This is a genomic window from Paludibaculum fermentans (genome assembly GCF_051172195.1).
In the GTDB taxonomy this organism is placed as follows: Bacteria; Acidobacteriota; Terriglobia; order Bryobacterales; family Bryobacteraceae; genus Paludibaculum; species Paludibaculum fermentans_A.
On record NZ_JBPJAQ010000001.1, the window covers coordinates 2,265,304 to 2,284,332 of the forward strand.

Genomic DNA, 19,029 nt, shown 5'->3' on the forward strand with positions numbered 1-19,029 from the left:
CGCATCGGACAACTGTGCCAAGTCCTTGATAGCCCTAGGGCGCATGTTGCTCCTGTCTAGCTGTCCTCAAACCCCGAGTTCTCAAACTTAAGCGTCCGGCAGTTCTCCGTCACCGTACGCACCACGTTGTCCGGGGCCCCCCGCGGAATCTCCGCCTCGATCTCTACCGTGATGGTCACTTTGGCATCCAGCAACCCGGCAAGATGCTGCACGACCGAACTCGCGAGCAGATCCACGTCCCGCGACATTCGCGTGGCATCGATCTTCGCGGATCCGTGGAATCGCCGTAACACTCGCGCCTTCGGCTTCGGGTCTCCTTCTCCGGTGCCTGGGCCAGTCCCTCCTCCGGCACTACCGGCACCGCCTCCAGTCGTACCGCTCCCAGTCCCGGCGCCAACACCGTCACCGCTGCCGGAATCTGTTCCTGGGGTCGTGGCCGGAGCCGCGTCCTTTTCAAACTGGGCCGTCGCAACCTCTGGTCTTACCACCACGCTGTTGGCGTTCAACTGAACAACTGGGCGGCTGCCCGCTGCCAACCCCCGATACCGGTCACTGATGGAGTCGTAGTAGTCCGCATAGGCGAACGTATCCTGCGACCACGTGAACAGGCCCACGCCATCCTGAATCGCGTCCAGAAGCACTTGGGCATTCCGGACGCGCGGCAGATAGAGATACTTAGCGAAGTCATCCACCAACTGCTTCACGCCGACGTGATTCCCACGCCACAAGGGCACCTGGTCAATTTCGAATCGCAGGACAGAGCCAGCCAAACTGGTGATCAGCAGCCCGTCATTCTTTAACTTCTTCGCCGCCCGCTCCGCTAGCCACTCCTGCCCCTGGAGCCGGAACTCCTGCCACTCGACTGCTGGGAATGCCTCGCCAGGATCCGGTCGCTTCCGCCCCGCTACCAGAAGCCAGACATACGTTTCCGGAATTCTCCCCTTCACCGCCAGGTCAGAACCAGACAATCTCTGATCCACCTGGTTTGCCTGAAATGGCGTCAGGTTCAGTGAGACCTTTTCCTTTTCGATCGACTTCCATGCCAAGTAAGAGCGGACCGCCTTGTCGAGGTCAACCAGTCGCGTCTTATCAGCCGCCAGGAACACCAGCATATTGCCGCAATTCCGGCCCGCCGATCCGCGACTGAGGATCTCTGCGGCCGATTGCCGGCCCGGACTCGAATCCGCTTTTGCGCTGTGGGTATAGTCCGGACTCAGGATGACCAGTTTCGCCTCGGCTTCATCCACGACGTCACCGGAACTGGCCGGGCACACCTGGACCTTGGAGAAGTCCCCACGGTGCTTCGCCTCGTCGGCCAGCCTGCTTCGGATCTCTTCTGTCACGTCCTCTGGGTGATACCGCTCTGCTCGCTCTTCGGCCAACCGGTTCACGCTCGGCTGAGTCGCGTACCAGTAGCGGCTCCCATCCACGTAGAGGTACGTCGCCTGGTCAGCCAGTTTCCGTAACGCATCGCCGAACGTCCCGGACGTCTCCCCCGGTTGCACGCAGCCGAGCTTGATCTGGCGGTCTTCCAGGCCCTTCTTCGTCGCATCCTGAGTCGGAGCGGATCCAAGGTAGAGCGTCCGCGCCACACGGCGGGCTGCGGAATACCGCCCGAGCATCGGGTTCTCACGGTCAATTCTCAGAGGAAGTGAGTTCGGCCCATCGATGTCCTTCTCGATAATCGGATCCCAGACCGGTGGCAGGTACCGCGTCAGTTCGCTCTGGACGGTGGGCGCGTCCACCGGAACACTAGCTGGCAGAATCATGAGCCCCCTGTCTTCGCGCTCCCACAGGGCATGAATCACCGCCGACATCAGGCGCAGCACACCACGGGTCCGCTGGAACTTATCCAGTGTCGACCAGTCGTTGTACAGGCGATCGAACAGTTCCGGGTGGATCGGATACGCCGCCTTCATCCGGCGCTCATACTCGGCCTTGCCCGCCTCGGAGGGGAACTCCTGCGCAAATTTGCGATACTCGTCCCCAAACGCCTTCACCACCGCATCCCGCGCAGTGAACAGTTCCGGGTCTGCAATCGGCTGGAACAGTCGCCGCCGCACAATCTCAAATCCTTCTTCCGCGCTCGCCGGACGCCACGACGTCTCAACTCGTTCGATGACGTTCTTCAGGCGCTCCAACGCTGCCAGACCGCCCTCGCCGCCGATCTCGTTCTGTGAAGCCGGAATGCTGACCACCAGCAATGCCTTATCCGCCAGCTTCGCCGATTCGCTCAGCGTCTGCGCGAACGTGAAATGGGCGTCAAAGTCCCCGGCGGGCAGGTCTGACTTGTTATAGAGCTGCCGTGCGTAGGCCACCCACTCATCGATCAAAATCAGGCACGGCGAATACTTATTGAAGAGCAGACGGAGTGAATCTCCCGGGCTGACGGCCTTCTCGTCGGCGCTACGCACCATCGCGTAGCCCTCTTTGCCGCCCAATTGCCAGGCCAATTCGCCCCACAGCGTATGGACCACAGTTCCGTCGGGCTTCGTGTGTACATCGGCAGGCGACATTCGGTTGCCGACGAGAACGGCACGCCGCACTTTGGGTGGCTGGGAGACTCCCGCCAGGTTTGTCACCGTCTCCAACCCCGGCAGTTGTCCCGCAGGCACGCCGGCAAACAAATGCCAGAGCGCGAGCATCGAGTGCGTCTTGCCACCGCCGAAGTTCGTTTGCAGCTCAACAACCGGGTCGCCGCCATGGCCGGCCAGCCGGCGTAGCGCGTTGGCGAGCAGCTTCTGCAATCCTTCCGTGATGAAAGTTCTGCGGTAAAACTCGATAGGGTCCTTGTATTCGTCCGAGCCCTCACCCAGATAAACCTGCCACAGATCGGCGGCGAACTCGGCCTGTTGATAGCGGCCAGACGCTACATCCGGGTGCGGTGTCACGATCTCCCGCCAGGGACGCAGGCCTGTAGCGGGTTTGCCTTCCACCGCGAGGCTCGCTTCCTTCCGCTTCTGGCTCCTGAGTTGTTCCTCGAATTTGACGCGCAGGATCTCCGCCTTCATCTGCTCGACGGCCTCAACCTGCTCCGCCGACACCGCCGCCAGCAATCGCGAAACGCTGTCGATCGCACGGTAGGCGTCATCCGTAGAGAAGGGTTTCTGGTGGGCCCATCGGTTCCGCACGTCGCGGAGTTCGAACGCCAGGCTCCGCTCCGAAGGCCCAAGGATCTTCTTGAAGCAGTCGTTCCACATCTCGCACAACACCTGGAGGATGGCTTGGCTATCCCAATTCAGCCCATTGCCATCCTTGCCAACCTTCTGCCAGTCGGGGAAACTCGGACGGGCCGTCTCCACCCATCGATCCTTGTAGGTCGCCTTCAATTCGCGCTCCACGTAGGGGCGCAAGCCGTCTTTCAGTTGATCCAGCGCTTTGCCGACTCGTTCGCTATTCGTGATGGCCATGTTGTCTCGACAGCCTCCTACCTTAGCTCAAATGCTTCTGAGGCCATGGATGGCCATGCGACCACGAGGCTGTTGTAGTAGCCCGCCTCCTCCGCCCAGCCCTTCCGCTCACACAGCGTGTAGAGACGATAGGCGAGGTCGCGAGCGATCTCGGCCATCCCGCCGATTTGGGCTTTCAAGTTAGCGGCCTCCGACTCGCCCTGCTTCTCAAGGCGGCGGATCAAATGCTGCGTCACCTCCCAAACTGTCAAGCGTTTGTCGGATGCCGGATCCCAGTCCGTCGGAAGCTCTTCTCGTCGAAGCAACCGCACCTTACCGGCGCGGGAGTGGAGGATTCCGGCCTCTGCCAAGCCAAGGAGACTGAGTGCCTTCGCAGTTGCCAGCACTTCGGCTTCGCCATACAGACCCTCGTCGAACTGGTGCTGTTCAAACCATGCTAACGCCCAGCGGGTATCTGGATCGAATTCACTCTCCTGTTCGGACAGGACTTCGTCCAGGCCCTGATTGATGAGCGCCAACGCTGTCCGAACACGCATTTGCGAGCCATCGGTTTCGAGGACCTTTTTGTACCGGGAGAAAACTGCCATGCCCGGCCCAATGGCGGCTTGCGCCAAGTCGACAGGTGCGATGTTGCCTTTTTGCAGGTTGCGCAGGGCATGCGGAAGTTCTTTCTTCAGTGAGAAGAGAAAGTCCTTGCGCGTTGTAATCGGCGCAGATTCCGCTCGCGGACGGCAGACAAGTACGATGGACGAGGCGAGCGCATTGGTGCCACTCGCGATCTGTCGGTGCGTCCATTCGCTGCGCATGGGCCAAGTTCCAGTGACCTGAAATTCCGATTTCAGGAGTCCCTCCAACATCGTCTCCCACCCCGTGGAAGCGACTGCTGCGTTTTCGTCAGAACTCTCTTCCGATTCCGACTGTTTGAAGGCGTAGTAGAGGGTGAGTGGGTACTTGGAATCCTGTGCAGCGCGAATGTTCGAGAAGGCCCTGCTGAAGCCGTCCTCGAAGTTAGCCCGGGCTTTTTCTTCACTCCCTTCGAAACGGTATGGGGTGGCAACCAATTCCTGCACTTTTGGTGTCAACAACGTGCTGAATAAATCTGGGTAGATGCTACCAATGGAGTGCCTCAGCCAGACATAGAAGAAGTCAGAGAGGTCAGCATAACCAATGTTGTCATAGTAGGGCGGATCAGTTGAGAACGCATAGCCTGGCTGTCCCGCGTCGCGTGCATCCAATTGAGTCGCCACTCCTTTCTTCCTTACGCAGGCTGGGGCACAGTCGAGGCTCTCTGCAGTCCAGGCCACTGAGCCTTCCAACGTGCCTGTGCCGGCGAGAAAGGGGTTGATCTCGACGAAGTCCCATGTCATTGGGATTGCCTGACGGGCGAAGGTGTGTTGCACTGATTCGCGTTGGATGCCCCAAGTGCAGATTGTGGAACCACGGTCCGCCATCTTGGAGAGCGCAAACGCAAGGTAAGTCGAGATTGCATCTGCACGCTCAGGATCTGCTCCATCAGCGACTGCTTGACTGTGAGCCTCGGTAACGAGCTTCCCAAGGGTTGTAAGAGTGAGGCATTGGCGTGAGCTGAACAGATCGCGGTACGTCAGCAATCCATACCCGGGGGGCGAAAACCACCGTGCGTTGCCAGGCAACGGCTGACTCAACCAGGGAGTAGCAGGGGCCACTTCTTGAAGTTCCTCGATCTCTGGAGAACGCAGGTAGACTCTCCCGCGCTTGCCTTCGGCTACTGTCGCAAGAGGAATTGGGTCTGCACCGTGATTCCGTGCCTGTTCCCTCAATTGGGCGTCGCTAATGGTGTTCCCGCAGAACAGGCAAGTGCTTCGACCTCTGAGCTTGGTTCCGCCAGGGGGGGACCCTTGACCTGACCCTATCTCAAATCGAACCCGCTTCAAAGCGTGATCAATGACCGGCTCAACCCAGGCTTTCTTGGATGCTTTGTTGGAAAGCTCAAAGGACCGCAACATTGGCATCCGGGCTCCACATGCCGGATTTGGGCAGACAACAGTTCGAACCCAGAGCCGTGCAATGACCGTCGCTTCTCCTCCTCCCTGTTCCATGGGCACCTCCACCTTGGGGTAAAGATGTCCGATACGTTCGAACGCCCGATCGCGCATCCACTGACCGTAGTAGCGCACGTCATCCGCCAACCCGCGGGCACCGGTCCACATGCCCTTCCCGCTTAGTTTCGCCTTCGCAGCTGGATTCACCGGCGGCTGGCCAGCGAACTTCGGCGGGATCTCGATGAGCGCCTTTGTGATTAGGACCGCGACTGGGTTCAAATCGCTGCCGTGCGCCTCCAGCCCAAGTCGCTGGGCCTCGAGCGGAATCGACCCACCTCCACAGAAAGGATCGTAGATTGCGGGCGGATGTCCACCCGTGGATTTCAAGATCTCCGCATGCGCCTCATCCAGCACTGCGCGGTTGTTCGAGTTCTCCCACAGCACGAGTCTCTCGATCAGCCGGAAAAGCCGCTGCCGCTCTCGGTCTTGGTCGGCTTCGGTCGGGAACTGCTCGGGAAGGCTCGAAGGGTCATCTACCAGCGAGGCGAACAGGACCGCCCGGCATGCCGCAAGAGGCCGTCGCGCCCACCAGAGATGCAACGTTGAAGGGTGCCCATGCCGGATCGACTTCTCCCGGGCCGACTCCTTGTTGATCGCTTCCAGCGGCAACGCGACTTCAATCAGTTTCTTCTTCATCGCGTCTCTTCACTACCTTCTTTGCACCCGGCAAGCACGATTGGCCTGAAAGATGATGCATATAAGTCCTTGAAAACACAAGCGCTACCTTGCCCCTTTTGCGCCGTTTTGCGCCAAACGAGTTTATTCCGGCGCATAACTCGGGCCCCCTGGAAACCACCGGCCACCTCTCTTCAATCCAGTCAGCCGGATTCGGCCCTCTGCCTTCAATTCCTGGAGGAGCTTCTGCACCTGGTTGCGGGACAGCGCCGGCAACACCTGCTCTAGGTCACGAAAGGCACTTCCGGCCTCCTGGTTCTCCTGGATGTGCCGGCAAAGCAAAGCCTTGTTCGTCTCCCGATCGAGGCCTTTCCGCCGCGTGTAGGCACCATGCTGCCCGAGAAAGGAGTGGAACTTGCGCGAGAGAATGAACCGCACACCGCGTCCGTGACCGATCCGTTCAATAATGCCCTGATCCAGGAGGTGCGGCAGTCGCTCTTTCAGGTCTTCCGGCAGCGGCTCTTCACGTTGGACGGCATCCAACGCAAGCAGGTCCCTGGTGCCAAACGTGGCCAGACGTTCAGCCCCGATCTTTTGGAGAAACCCCAGGAAGGCAGGATTCTGAATCTCGCCACGCAGGGTCAACTCAACCTGGTAGTCATCCGTCCCCTTGAAGTCCGGTCTCGGCTTTCCTTCCTTGATGGACTCCTCGAACATCCTGTTGGCGCCCTGGCCGGATCGTTCCACAAGTCCGCACTTCGCACAAGCGTCAGCAATCCTCCGATTTCGAGGCGACTGCCGCCAGAGCAGGTTCGCGGCGGTGATGCCCGGTGGGAAGCCACCAGGGCTAACGATTTCGAGGCGCCGAGGGTACTGGCGAACAAAGATGGAACCAGGCAGCCGGTAATCCCGATGCGCGAGTGCATTGAGAACGGCTTCGCGCACCACTGCCTCATTGAAGGCGGGAATGTTCCCCACAAAGAACCCTTCCCGGTACTGGAGCACCTCGTTGCGAAGATTGATCGTGTTCCACAACTCGTCCAAGTACCCCAGGAACCCGAAACGGAACTCGATTCGCTGTTGGAAGGGGATCGAAGCCTCGCTACTTCGATACTCAAAGACCAATTCCGCCTGGGCCAGCCGTCTTCCCAGCGCCGGGCGCGTTCCCAGCAGGACCAGTGCGGCATTCGTAATCCTTTCGCCGGCCGCCAGTTCCGCGTCTTCTAGCAACTGACGGGGCGTCATGCTCGACAAGGCGGCATTGCCCGACTTGCGCATCCACATCTCACGGAAGCGCTCGATCAGAGCCGGGTCCAAATCGTCGAGGACGGCATCGGGATGCAGCTCAGAGGAGAAATCCGGTCCGGATTCCTGAAACACCCTGCGCAGCCGATCCGCAGAATACGGCCGTAGTTCGTCACCCGCTCGCGACCAGTACACGCCATCATATTGGATGGGCACACCCACCAACCTGGGCGGAACATGGAACACCAGCACCCGGCCGTTCGCATGCAGGATTTCGTCGAACGTTACGTGGATTCCGAGCCGGTTGACCAGACTGGCAACTGTTCCGCCCGGTTCGGCAAACGCGGTGGAGCCTACAACCCGCCGAGGTCGCCGGTCGGTGACACCGAATATGATCTTGCCACCGCCTTCATTGGCCAGCGCTGCGCAGTATTTAGCCAGTGTCTCGAAGTGGAAGTTCGACTTGGCTTCTTTGAACTCCAACCGCTCCCCTTCCGGTTCGGAGAGCCAGGCATCCAGTTCGTCAAGGGTTGCACTCATGCGGGTGCCTCCCCGCGGCTGAGAAGTTCGTGCAGGTTGTAGTTGATGCTCTCCACCGCGAAATCGGGTTCCTGTTGGAAGGGCTGGCGGATATAGACGAGCTTCTGCTGCCCATCATCCACTTGGCCAATGGCGAGGACGAAGTCGTCCGGCTTGTTGAGCGCCGTTAGGATTTCATTCCGCGTGACCGTCACCGTGATGGCGCCGGCGACACGTCCCTTCACCTCGATGAATCGGAGCTTGCCGTCCGTCGGAACCTTCGATTCTATGTCGTATCCGCACTTCTCAGCACTGACGTCCCGGGGTTGGTTGCCAAGCTGCCGCTCGGCATCCATCACCATCCGCATCGCAAGCAGCTCCATTCTCTTACGGGCCTCCGACGATGCAGCTTCGTCGGCCGCCCAGGGCTGATCGGAGGACGGCAGCAGCTTCTTGAGCAGCCCAACGGGAACCACCAGCGACCCGCCGATGGACACCGGGGGCAGAGGGGAGATCTGTCGCTCCAATTCAAGTTCCGCCATTCGCCTCTGCAGACGGGCTTGCAACTCATCGGCCCGCTGGCGGGCCTTCCCCGAATTGATCTTTGCGTTCGTCTTGCCGGCCAGTTCCTGATCCTTGAGCTGGTTCGCGCGATGATCCCAATACGTGATCTCTTTAGTCAGCCGGTCCTTCACGGCAGCCATGGTCCTGGTTACCAGATCCTCCCGGCGATTCCGAACCTCTTCGAGATGCTTCGGGACAATGTCCGTGATTGCGTGGCCGACAACCACCGACTCCAGGTCGCCCTGCAGCCAGCCGAGAGATTCCAGCGTTATGGTCAGACAGGTCCGTTCTTCCTGTGTCGCAGGCCGATAGTCCAGGTAAGGAGCGTAGCCGGCGTTTGTGGTGGTGCCTGTGGCATCCGTCTCAACAAACTGCAATTGCCGAGAGACCACGCGGCGGTTACCAGCCTTGTCGGTGCGGCCGTCCTGGATAGTGTGCTCCAGGTAGAAGAGCGCGCGGACTGCTTCACCAGGATCGTCTGGGTCCACCAGCATCGTGCCGCGTTTCAGGAGGTCTCGATGGCGCTCCAAGATGAGATCGATCGTCGCCCCGAGGAGTGGCTGGCCGGGACAGACGAAGGTGGCCAGCGGTTGGCCGGGAACCGCGCGCAGGGACTTCTCGAAAGTAATCCGCTCATACTTGCCCAGCACTGGCTCACCGGTACCGATCAGGCGGTCCCGCTGGCGGACTAGTGCGGGGACGTGAGTGATTTCGTAGCGTCGTGCTTCGCGTTCTTTGATCGAGCCACCCAACAGTCGGAAGGCCTCCAGGAAGAATGATTCAATGAAATGCGGTTGCAGGCGCCGTGCCTCGCCCCGCTCCATGTCCTCGCGGATGCGTTGGACCTGGGAGGCATCCATGCTGTCCTTGGCCAGTGCACGCTCTTCCAACAGTTCCTGGCAGTGCTTGCGGTCGGTCAGGTTGTCGACGATCTGGTGCAGGCGGGCCTTGACCTCGGGCCGGTCACCGTACCGGATAGCCTCAATGAGCAGGTCGCGGAGCCGCTGTTCGCGGAAAAGCTGTCCGAGGATATCGAAGACTCCTCCACCCAGGGCTTCCCGCTCCAGCTCGATTTTTTCCAGGAGCCGCTTGTAGACATCGCCCTCCCGCGTCTCTTCCGCCAGCAGATTCCAGAGGTGGCAGACTTCGGTCTGTCCGATGCGGTGAATGCGCCCGAACCGCTGTTCGAGACGGTTCGGGTTCCAGGGCAGGTCATAGTTGACCATCAGATGAGCACGCTGGAGGTTGATGCCTTCACCGGCGGCATCAGTAGCCAGAAGGATGAGAACGTCCTTGTCCTGCTTGAATGCTTCCTGGGCTTTCGTTCGCTCCTCGCGGCCCATGCCACCGTGGACTGTGACTAGCGCCTCGGGAGCACCGAGGAGCGCCCGGAGTCGTTCCGTCAGATAGTTCAACGTGTCGCGGTGCTCACTGAAAATAACCATCTTTCGACGGTGGCCCTGCGCATCGAACATCTCTGCCTCATTTTGGAGCAGGGCCGACAATTCTTCCCACTTCTTGTCCGTTCCGCTGCGGCGCACTTTGAGGGCTAGTCCCTCGAGACTCCTGAGGATCTCGATCTCGGCTTGGAGTTCAGCGATCGTGCGAGCCGCTGTCGCTTGGTCGACGACAGCTTCTTCGGTTTGCTCAACCTCTTCGTCAGGTGCGTCTTCCAGATCGTCGATGTCTTCGTCAGTGAGGCTGGGCAATCCCAGTGCGCCGGTATCCTGAAGCACCGCTCCACGCTTGAGAATCTGTTCTTCGCGTAGGCGCCGCTCGAGCCGCTCGCGCCGGCGCCGAAGGGATTGCAGAATAGCTTCGGGTGAAGATGCGAGACGCCGCTGCAGGATGGTCAGCGCGAATCCGACCGTCCCCTTGCGGCCATCGTTCTCGAGCGAATCTGCCCGGTTGAACTCCTCGCGGACGTAGTCGGTGACGCTCTTGTACAAGACTGCTTCTGCATCAGAAAGCTTGTAGCTGACAGTGTATGCCCGCCGCTCAGGAAAGAGCGGTCGGCCATCGAACTGGAGGAGTTGCTCTTTCACCAGCCGGCGCATGAGATCAGAGACATCAACGGTGTGCACACCGTCGCGCGCTCGACCTTCGAAGCGGTCGCTGTCCAGCAGCGCGAGGAACAGTTGAAAATCCTCGGGCTTGCCGTTATGCGGCGTGGCCGTCATGAGCAACAGATGTCGCGTGAGTTGGCCGAGGAGTTGGCCAAGGCGATATCGCTTGGTGTATTTGACCTCATTGCCAAAGTAAGTAGCCGACATCTTGTGTGCTTCGTCGCACACCACCAGATCCCAATCGGTGTTGGCCAGCTTCGCCTGCACGTCCTCATTCCGGCTCAGCTTGTCCAGGCGGCAAATGGCCATCGGATTCTCGGCGAACCAGTTGCCGGTGCGCGCTGATTCGAGCTTGTCGTTTGTCAGGATCTCGAAGGGAAGCTGGAATCGCTGGTAGAGCTCGTCCTGCCATTGCTCTGCGAGATTGCCGGGACACACGATCATACAGCGATGGAGGTCGCCGCGGATCAGCAGTTCTTTGATTAGGAGGCCGGCCATGATCGTTTTGCCGGCGCCAGGGTCGTCGGCCAACAGAAAGCGGAGCGGTTGTCGCGGCAGCATCTCGCCATACACGGCTGTGATCTGGTGCGGCAGAGGATCGACCATCGACGTGTGGATGGCGAGGAGGGGATCAAACAAGTGCGCGAGATTGATCCGGTGTGCCTCAGAAACCAGACGAAATAGCTTCCCGTCGCCATCGAAACTCCACGGCCGACCTGCCTCCCCAATCTCAAGAGTAGGTTCGCGATCCCGGTAAAGGAGCACCACGCTTGGCTTACCGGCGGGGTCTTTGTAGGTAAGCTCAATTGCGGCAGAACCGTACCACTTGACGTCAATTACCGTAACGAGGCAATCGGGCAGGATTCCCTTAACAGCGGCTCCGCGCGTGAGATCTTCGAGCTTGGCCATAGGTGGGCTGCGGTCTCTGCATCTATTCGAGAATTCGACCGAATGCTCATGATATTACTTTGTGCGGCCGGGTGCGCAATTAGTAGGATTACCTTACATTGCGTCCAGTGCGGTAAGGTACGACGACCTCCTTGAGGATGACGAGACCCTGCCTCCGTGGTCAGGCTTTGAGTAGTGCCAATCCGCCGAGGAGTGGCACCACAGAACAGGTTTCCCGCACGGTATGCCAGCCGACTCCGACAATCCATGGCTGCGGAGTTCTCAGCGTATTGTGGCCTCGCAATATCAGATTCCGGGGGCATGGGGAGGTCTCTGATGCTTCAGTGGAGCGTGACCCGGCCGGCGTCCAGCCTGTCACTCCACCGCCCTTCCGCTGCTCCCCAAATTTGCACGCCGGTGCTCGCAGTCAAGGCCGCACTCCCGGCGGGCATGCGCCGGGCCCTGACTGCTTGCGCGCCGGACGTGGTGGCTCCTGACCGAGCGGGAGGTGCTCGAAATCATCACGATTCGTCGTTCGCGCCGGAAAGGAACCGACCCATGTCTTCCTTAGCATCCGTCGTTCCGAATGATCGAGAACAGACGATTCTCAGTCAGCTTCACCAAGTCGAGCTGCTGGCGAAGCAGATCCATCGCCGGTAGCCCATGATTCCATTCGCGGATTGATCGGTCTCGTTGAGCCCCTCGGATAGAAAGACTAGCGATTTGATGCAGTGATAGTAGGTAGCTCGAAAAGCTGGGCCCATGCACGCAGGTAGAGATCCTGTAGGCAAGAGATCGGGGTCTTCTGTAGTCCGTAAGTGTTAGCGATCCCAACGATGACCGTAGGCTTTTGGACCACAGAGGTGAGGATGGGCCACGCCAGGAGTTGCTCGTAACATATCAGGATTGCGACTATCTGCCCCTCTATCTCGATGGTTGCCGGTCCGGTTAGGCTCAGTGGTACCCCAAAGCCGGAGAAAGGGTTCCACATGCCAATCGGCACGGGAACTCGCTGATCAAGAAATCCGGATTGCTCCCCTCGAACTAGGACTATGTTTCGATAGTGTCGCTCCGCCACCGAGACGGTTCGCGCGCCCCGGCCTCGATCTCCGCTTAGAGCCTCTATTGCGACATCAAGGTCATGGGGTTGAAAGGTGCTGTTGGATGAAGGAAATTCGACGGTGGAACCGAGCAGAACGGTCTTCCCGCTGGCGCGAAGGCGAGCGAGGGGCTCACGCCAATAGACGTCCGAGTCGTGCGCCCACCTCTCTACCGCTGATTCTGGAAAAACGATGACAGCTGCGTTCGATTGCTGCGCCTGACTGAGCACTTCTTGGATCACCTTGTACTCTTGAACGACACCTTCGGCAGGTCCTCGACGCGTATTGATTCCCTCCCAGGTCTTGGGCGCTTGAGGCACCCCTTCGTACCGAAGATTGACCACGGCGATGCCCAGAACGAATCCGAGAGTGGTGGCTCGCGGCCAACCTGATAGTGCAGCTGGAAGAATCAGTACTAGGGCTATGCCCAGCCATCCAGTGCCGGGAAGCATCAGCCCAGCCGCAGAAACCGGGCACGCTACGCCGATGAGGCCAAGTGGTGGAATGATGCTCAACACCTGCGCAAGGGGCGTAAGCCATAACCTTCGCCGACGGTCCTTATTCCAAGCTAGTGCCCAAGGCAGCGAAAGGAGGGCGGCCGCGCAACACCAGATGAGGATGCAGACGAACTCTCCGGGACGGTTCTCATTTGGCATTGCGCGAAGAACACTCGGTACCGGCCAGAGGGCGGCAGTGTAATAGCAGCAAGCAGATACATACGCACTGCGCCTCGACGGCTGAAGTAGCCAAATTGCAGGCACGACGGTGGTTAATGCTAGTAGCGGCGCACTCCCCAAAGTGGCAAGCCCCCCGACCGCGGCGGACATGCACAACCAGACGATAACCTGTGGACGGGTCTCGCGCTTCACGGCTCTGTTGCCAGAGGCTGCAAGTGGCCTCTGATCGACGACACGGCGATTGGGCCAAAGTAGCGGCTGTCGAAGCTTCGGGGATTGTGGGACGAGGCCACCCAGACTGTGCCGGGCATGACACGGTAGCTCCCAACCGGCCACTGGCGCATTGGCCGGCCCATGGTATCGGTTCCGCGGGGCGCCGTATTGGGGAGCAACTTGCCATTAACTGATAAGCCCTGTTCACTTACTTGGACTCGGTCTCCGGATCGAGCTACAACAGGCTTCATCAGCGGTGTGGCCCCATCCGGACAGCTTCCCTTCGTTCGATATCCACGAGCGGCGGCGAGCGAACCGTAGGGTTCCGCTGGGCAGAACTCCACCAATGATGCCTTCAGATCTGACGTCACTATGTATAGTCCCAACGGGAGTGAGGGCGAAGCATTGATGCGGATCCCAAGTGCACCCAGAAGGGCCAGAGACCCGGCGCAGATGGAGAGCGCCACGACTCCGATCCGGGCTGCGATTCGAAGATTGGTGCTCCTAAGCCGGTGCCACAGGCCATGTCTCGTCATGGTGGTTGCCTCCTGAATCTTGCACCACATTCGACAGAGCCATCGTGTCTCCGCACTGGATGGACTCCGGGGAGATCCTTGCGGATGCAATGATGTGGCACGCCTTGACGTGGACTTCGTGGACGGTCCGGGTTGCGCCGTCCGCGGGCTTGAACTTCCTTTGCTGAATGCTGCCTTCGATGTGGATATTCTCGCCCTGCTCGTACGTCATGGCTACGTCGGCAATCTCGTTGTAGAAAACAAGGCTGTGCCAGTTTGTGTGGGACTGCGGCTTTCCGTCTTGTCCAATGAAGCGGTACGTTTCGCCGATACGGACGTTCGCGACCTTGGTTCCCGATGGAAGGTAGCGAAGCTCAGGCTTCGCTGCCAGGTAGCCAGCAAGTTCGATTCTGTTCTTCTGCATTTGCTAGGGCCTCCGTAATTCCTCGATAAACCCTCTCTCCATGCTTGTCGTGGCATCGGCATCGTCGATGAACTCGGGCTCGTCGAGCCTGGTTGGTCGCTGCGGGACTCTTGGGCCGTGCCCTCCAATTGGCGGGGGGATGGCCGCCCGGCGCGCCAGTTCCGGATCCGCAAAATACAACATCTGCATGCCAAGAATCGGGTAGTGCCCCGAGACGAAGATCAGCATGTCTCCGGGCTCTGTGATCACCTCGGATTCTCCGTTGCCCTCTTTCCTCGGTGGCCGGAGCCGCATGATCTCGTCGGTCGTCATGAGCGGCCGCTCGATGTGGTCCACGCTGGCATTGACGTGGGACATGACAGGGGAGAAGCGCGATCCGGAGAAGTTGAAGCTCGCTTTCTGTACAGTGGTCGTTCCGGTCATCTTTGACAGCAGTTCCGCCGTCTCCACTTGATTGGGCGCGAAGGCGATCCGCACATGGCAGTTTGAGACGATGCTCTCGTTCTGCCCGTAAGCGTCCACGATCTGGCGGATGTCCTGCGTGATCAGGTAGGCCTTCAGGCCATAGCCTGCCATGTAGGACAAAGCGTCGGCGAAGATCTCCATCCGGTTAAGACTCGGGAACTCGTCGATCAGGAACAGCAGTCGATGCTTGTTCTTCTTGTGCTCCGCACCGTCGAAGGCCATGCGCTCGGTCAGCCGGTTTACCACCATGGTGAACATGAGCCGGATGAGGCGCCGGAGGCGGATCTTGTCCGATGGCGGCACGACCAGGTAGAGCGATACCGGGTTCTCGCCATTCACGAGATCGTTAATGCTGAAGTCGCTCGCCGACGTATTCCGCGCGACCAGTGGGTCGCTGTAGAGAGAAAGCGCGGTCTTCGCCGTCGAAAGAACACCAGATAACTCCTTGCTCTCTTTGTCGAGCATCTCCTGCGCCTTCTCAGCGACGACGGGATGGGTCGAAGTGGTGAGACCTGCCGGCGTGCGCCAACCGTACCTGAACTCGGCATCGTGGGGTGCGCTCAGCATCTCGTTGAGCGTCTCGCGGAAGTCGATTCCGGGACGGGTGAAGAACCCAGCCAGGTCAGCCAGGCAAGCGGTCCGATCTTCAGCGGCGGCGGCGTAGCAGGCATGCAGGATCATTCCGGTTGTGAGCGAGGCTGCACTGTCCTCCCAATGGCGCTCCATCGGGCTGTCTTCCCCGCTACGGATGATCATGTCGGCTATGTTCTGAGCGTCGGAGACATCTCGCGGGGTGAACAATCGAACCTCTGCCAATGGATTGAATCGGGCGGACGACTCCGCTTCCACTGGTGAGAACTTGAAGCAGAGCTGACCGCGGCTCGCCCGGAAGCCCGCTGTCTTTGCCCAGTTCTCACCCTTGATGTCATAGATGACGGCACTTTCTTCCCACGCGAGTAGTGTTGGAATGACGAGACCGACGCCCTTGCCCGACCTGGTGGGCGCGAAGGCGAGAACGTGCTCAGGTCCGTTGTGGCGCAGATACCGCAACCTTTGAGTTGAAGCGTTGTACCAGCCCCCAACGTAAACACCCCCGTCGCACCGCATGATGCCAGTGGCCTCGATGTCCGCTTGCGTCGCCCAGCGCGCCGAACCGTGAAGGTCCTCTGCATTCTCCGAGAGGCGTCGAGCCTGCCGATTGGCCGCAACGAAGAACGCCAACATCGAGAGGACGCAGCCTCCGAGGACAATCATTTCGCCCTCGAAGAGTGGCTTGCGAACACGCGGATCGCGGCTGGTGCAGTTCCGATAGCCCCAGACAACCCACGCGAACGGCTGGTAGAACGCCGTCTGACGAGTCCGCAGGAGTGGCGTCCCGAGCGCCGCTTGGTATCGGAATCGGTTGGCGACGTATTGCGTTGCCAGGAAGTTGAATCCGACCAGCAGAATCAGTCCCGTGCCGGTCGCCCTCCAGTTGTAGCCAAACGGGAATCCTCCCGGATCCTGTGGCGTTCGATACATGCCGGGCTGGGCCATCATCGAACGAGTTCCCTCTCTCTTGGCTTGTCTCGTAGTGCCTTACACGAACCAAGCCCGTTGGCATAGGCGATGCCGACGTTTTCGCCAACCTCCGGCACAGATTGGAGCAGATGTTTCCTGTGGGCGACCGCGGACTGAGGCGACAACCTCTGAATGACGTGCAGCGCGGTCTCACCGATGATCTCGCCTCGATAGTTGCCACTCTCTGTCTGGGCGGTAAACGTTCGCGCGGAGTCCCCCAACTTCTCGACGGCAATCTGCTTCGCCGATGCGTAGGAACTGCTCAAGCCGCCGTGGGCGTGGTTCCCAGGCGTCTTGCCCTCTGCCTGAATAGGGCCGTTCTGCGAGGAGGAGATCTCTACAGGTGTATGCCGGTCCGTCTCCTGGGTTTTATCCCGAACAGCGATGGTTCCGGATTGCGATTCCAAGCGGGCTACGAAACGAGTACTCTCGCGCTCTGCATCACTGAGTGGTGCCGGCGCACTCACGGTCGATGCTTCAGCGTCGCGTGATCCGGCTAAGTCGCGGTCCTGTTCAAGAATCTCGACTTCATTCCGGACGTCTTGCGCGGCCTCAATTCCGGTTGAGGCCGCTGCGCTCACTTCCAGCGACTCGGCTCTGGACGCTTCGCGTTCCAAGGTGAGGACGAAGTCTGCTGCAGCGGAGGCATCGTGGGCAGCGCGGAAGATCTCATTCTTATCCTCTTTGAGCGCCTTGATCCAGGACCCAACGTACGCCGCATGGTTCGCAGGGTTGTGTGGCAGGCCGACCTCAACGGCGATGAACACACTTGCCAGCTCCGCGCGAAGCTCCTCCTTCGCGTAGTTCAGGTCGCCGAAACGGTAGGAATCGTTCAGTGTGGCCCGGTTCAGCCGAGATGAATGTCCGGTCCAGTGTGCCAGCTCGTGAAGCGCGGTCCCGTAGTAGCCTGGCGCGTCTTTGAACGCTTCTTTCGCCGGGAGATGGATGCTGTCGGTCGTGGGCCGATAGAAGGCGTGGTCACGCTGGTCATGGGCGATCTTCGCTCCAGAATTCGTTAGGATCTGCTCGCCTCTTTGAACGGCCTCAAACGTCGACGGCCGTTCGCGGACAAACGCCGGCACCCCGTCAATCTGTTTGGCATTGAATACCGTATAGACGCGATGAATGAGACGGCTCCGGTTCTCTTTGCCCTGTTCTTCGTCGCCCTGCTTCGCCGGTTCCGGGCTCTTCGCTTCCTGCCTGGTCTTGACCTCCCAGAATTCGACATGGGTTCCCTTTTCGCCCTGGCGGACCTGCCAGCCTTTCTCAGCCGCCTGCTTATAGGTCATCCAGCGGGGATCCTCGTAACCGCGGGCCAACCCCGTGGCAATCAGATGGATCGCATTGCCGCCCCGGTACGCCTTGTCCGTTGTCGGGTTGATCGGCATGCCCGCCGATTCCCAGGGCTTCTGCCAAGGGGCGACGCCGTCTTCGAGCATCTTCACAATCGAGTCGGTGACTTCCTGTCGATGGTCCCGCTTTACTGATGGTGTACAGCCGGGCTGCTCGTGGGGTTTCATTGGTCAGAGCCCTCCTCTTGCGAAGCGCCGGCAAAGCCCTCTTCAGTCGCAGGGTCTTCGGTTTCGAAGCCTGATCCTTCTAATGGCTCACCCCCGACCTCCTGGAGCTCATCCGTGTACGGACTGGTTGAATTCATGTTTGTGTCTCCCGGCTCGCGTGGTGCTACCCGGTAAGGCGCGATCGGGGGAAGCTGTGACAGATGGTCGATCCAGGGGGCGCAGGTAGGTTCGTTCCCTCAAAATCCGGCATGGGTCTGTGGCAGGCGACTGGCCGATGGGGGTGAGAGGGGAGGCGCGGCTGTCCGACGGATTCCGGGTTTTCCCGAGGTGGGTTCGTTCCCTCAAAAACGGAAGTGGGTTGGGCCGCCTGGATTGCGCTGGGGGCGGCGTCCGAGGTTGGGGGGCCCGGGATGGGCTCATTGAGTTCATCAGTAGGATCAATGGGTTCAGGGGCTTGCGCTGGCGCGGGTTCGGCGGGCAGGAGGTCGTGGGGGCGCTGGAGGCGGCGGGTGTTGGCTTCGAACCAGCCGGCGTAGCGGTTGAGGGCCTGGATGAAGCCGACTTGGCGGAGGACCCATTGGGTGGCGGTGGCTTCGTCGGCGCAGCCGTATTCGAGGCCGGCGTTGAAGAGGACGCGTTCGCGGCTTTAGTGGAGGGGGGCGTGGCCCTGGCGCATGTGGACTTCGAAAGAGAGCGTGCGGCGCTGCGGATTGGCGATCTCGCGGTTGGCGGCCTCGCCAAAGGCGCGGAAGTGGGCTTCGTTGCGAGCAAGCATTTGATAGCCCGCGGAGTAGGCTCCGGTTCGGCGGGCATTGCCGGAGGAGGCGGCTTTGCCGGCGCCTGTGCGAGGGCCGCCTTCCGCCTTCCCTGCAGGACTGGCTACCCTAGGGGCACCTGGGCCGCTTTGTCGCCAATGTGGTCGACGCCCTCGATCTGAGTCCCATCCTCGACACGCATGCGCGCAAGGATGGTCGAGGGAAAGCCGCTTACAATCCAATCCTGTTGGTCCGCCTCCTTGTCAACGGTTATGCCGTAGACAAGCGGAGTTCTCGTCAGTCGGAGCGCGCCACGTATGACGAGGTGCCTCTTCGTTTCCTTGCCACCGATCAGCATCCCGATCACGATACGATCTCCACCTTCCGGCAGGTCCACCTATAGAAACTCGCA

At 60.0% G+C, this 19,029-nt stretch carries 10 protein-coding genes; 2 read left to right on the forward strand and 8 right to left on the reverse strand.

The annotated features are described in order from the left end of the window. Positions 1-56: 56 nt before the first annotated feature. The 8 genes from ACR9Y2_RS09155 to ACR9Y2_RS09190 form a co-directional block, all read right to left on the reverse strand. A complete protein-coding gene (locus ACR9Y2_RS09155) occupies positions 57-3,410 on the reverse strand; it encodes a Swt1 family HEPN domain-containing protein (RefSeq protein ID WP_435040827.1) in 3,354 nt (1,117 codons plus the stop codon). A gap of 17 nt (positions 3,411-3,427) precedes the next feature. After that, positions 3,428-6,127 (reverse strand): DUF1156 domain-containing protein, encoded by a 2,700-nt coding sequence (locus ACR9Y2_RS09160; RefSeq protein WP_435040829.1) that lies wholly within the window; start codon positions 6,125-6,127, stop codon positions 3,428-3,430. Positions 6,128-6,250: 123 nt separating this feature from the next. Beyond that, a complete protein-coding gene (locus ACR9Y2_RS09165) occupies positions 6,251-7,891 on the reverse strand; it encodes an ATP-binding protein (RefSeq protein ID WP_435040830.1) in 1,641 nt (546 codons plus the stop codon). Beyond that, entirely contained in the window at positions 7,888-11,409 is a 3,522-nt protein-coding gene (locus ACR9Y2_RS09170; RefSeq protein ID WP_435040832.1) for a helicase-related protein, read from the reverse strand. Before ACR9Y2_RS09170 ends, ACR9Y2_RS09165 begins: the two co-directional genes overlap by 4 nt. Positions 11,410-13,353: 1,944 nt before the next feature. Beyond that, entirely contained in the window at positions 13,354-13,944 is a 591-nt protein-coding gene (gene traF / locus ACR9Y2_RS09175; RefSeq protein ID WP_435040833.1) for a conjugative transfer signal peptidase TraF, read from the reverse strand. Then, positions 13,883-14,317, reverse strand: coding sequence for a single-stranded DNA-binding protein (locus tag ACR9Y2_RS09180; protein WP_435040835.1), 435 nt, complete (start codon positions 14,315-14,317; stop codon positions 13,883-13,885). The genes traF and ACR9Y2_RS09180 overlap by 62 nt, the downstream gene beginning before the upstream one ends. A gap of 3 nt (positions 14,318-14,320) precedes the next feature. Continuing rightward, complete coding sequence (locus tag ACR9Y2_RS09185; protein WP_435040836.1) at positions 14,321-16,303, reverse strand: type IV secretory system conjugative DNA transfer family protein; 1,983 nt, start codon at positions 16,301-16,303, stop codon at positions 14,321-14,323. Positions 16,304-16,317: 14 nt separating this feature from the next. Next, positions 16,318-17,862 (reverse strand): ArdC family protein, encoded by a 1,545-nt coding sequence (locus tag ACR9Y2_RS09190; protein ID WP_435040838.1) that lies wholly within the window; start codon positions 17,860-17,862, stop codon positions 16,318-16,320. A 454-nt stretch (positions 17,863-18,316) separates the two neighbouring features. Here ACR9Y2_RS09190 and ACR9Y2_RS09195 point away from each other — a divergent pair, with 454 nt between their 5' ends. Beyond that, entirely contained in the window at positions 18,317-18,799 is a 483-nt protein-coding gene (locus ACR9Y2_RS09195; RefSeq protein WP_435040839.1) for a hypothetical protein, read from the forward strand. Continuing rightward, complete coding sequence (locus tag ACR9Y2_RS09200) at positions 18,778-19,020, forward strand: transposase (protein WP_435040840.1); 243 nt, start codon at positions 18,778-18,780, stop codon at positions 19,018-19,020. Before ACR9Y2_RS09195 ends, ACR9Y2_RS09200 begins: the two co-directional genes overlap by 22 nt. Positions 19,021-19,029 lie beyond the last annotated feature (9 nt).

Excerpts from the sequence above, each read along its gene's own strand:
- ACR9Y2_RS09155 (WP_435040827.1), bottom strand. The coding sequence starts at position 3,410 with ATGGCCATCACGAATAGCGAACGAGTCGGCAAAGCGCTGGATCAACTG.
- ACR9Y2_RS09160 (WP_435040829.1), bottom strand. The coding sequence starts at position 6,127 with ATGAAGAAGAAACTGATTGAAGTCGCGTTGCCGCTGGAAGCGATCAAC.
- ACR9Y2_RS09165 (WP_435040830.1), bottom strand. The coding sequence starts at position 7,891 with ATGAGTGCAACCCTTGACGAACTGGATGCCTGGCTCTCCGAACCGGAA.
- ACR9Y2_RS09170 (WP_435040832.1), bottom strand. The coding sequence starts at position 11,409 with ATGGCCAAGCTCGAAGATCTCACGCGCGGAGCCGCTGTTAAGGGAATC.
- traF (WP_435040833.1), bottom strand. The coding sequence starts at position 13,944 with ATGTGGTGCAAGATTCAGGAGGCAACCACCATGACGAGACATGGCCTG.
- ACR9Y2_RS09180 (WP_435040835.1), bottom strand. The coding sequence starts at position 14,317 with ATGCAGAAGAACAGAATCGAACTTGCTGGCTACCTGGCAGCGAAGCCT.
- ACR9Y2_RS09185 (WP_435040836.1), bottom strand. The coding sequence starts at position 16,303 with ATGTATCGAACGCCACAGGATCCGGGAGGATTCCCGTTTGGCTACAAC.
- ACR9Y2_RS09190 (WP_435040838.1), bottom strand. The coding sequence starts at position 17,862 with ATGAAACCCCACGAGCAGCCCGGCTGTACACCATCAGTAAAGCGGGAC.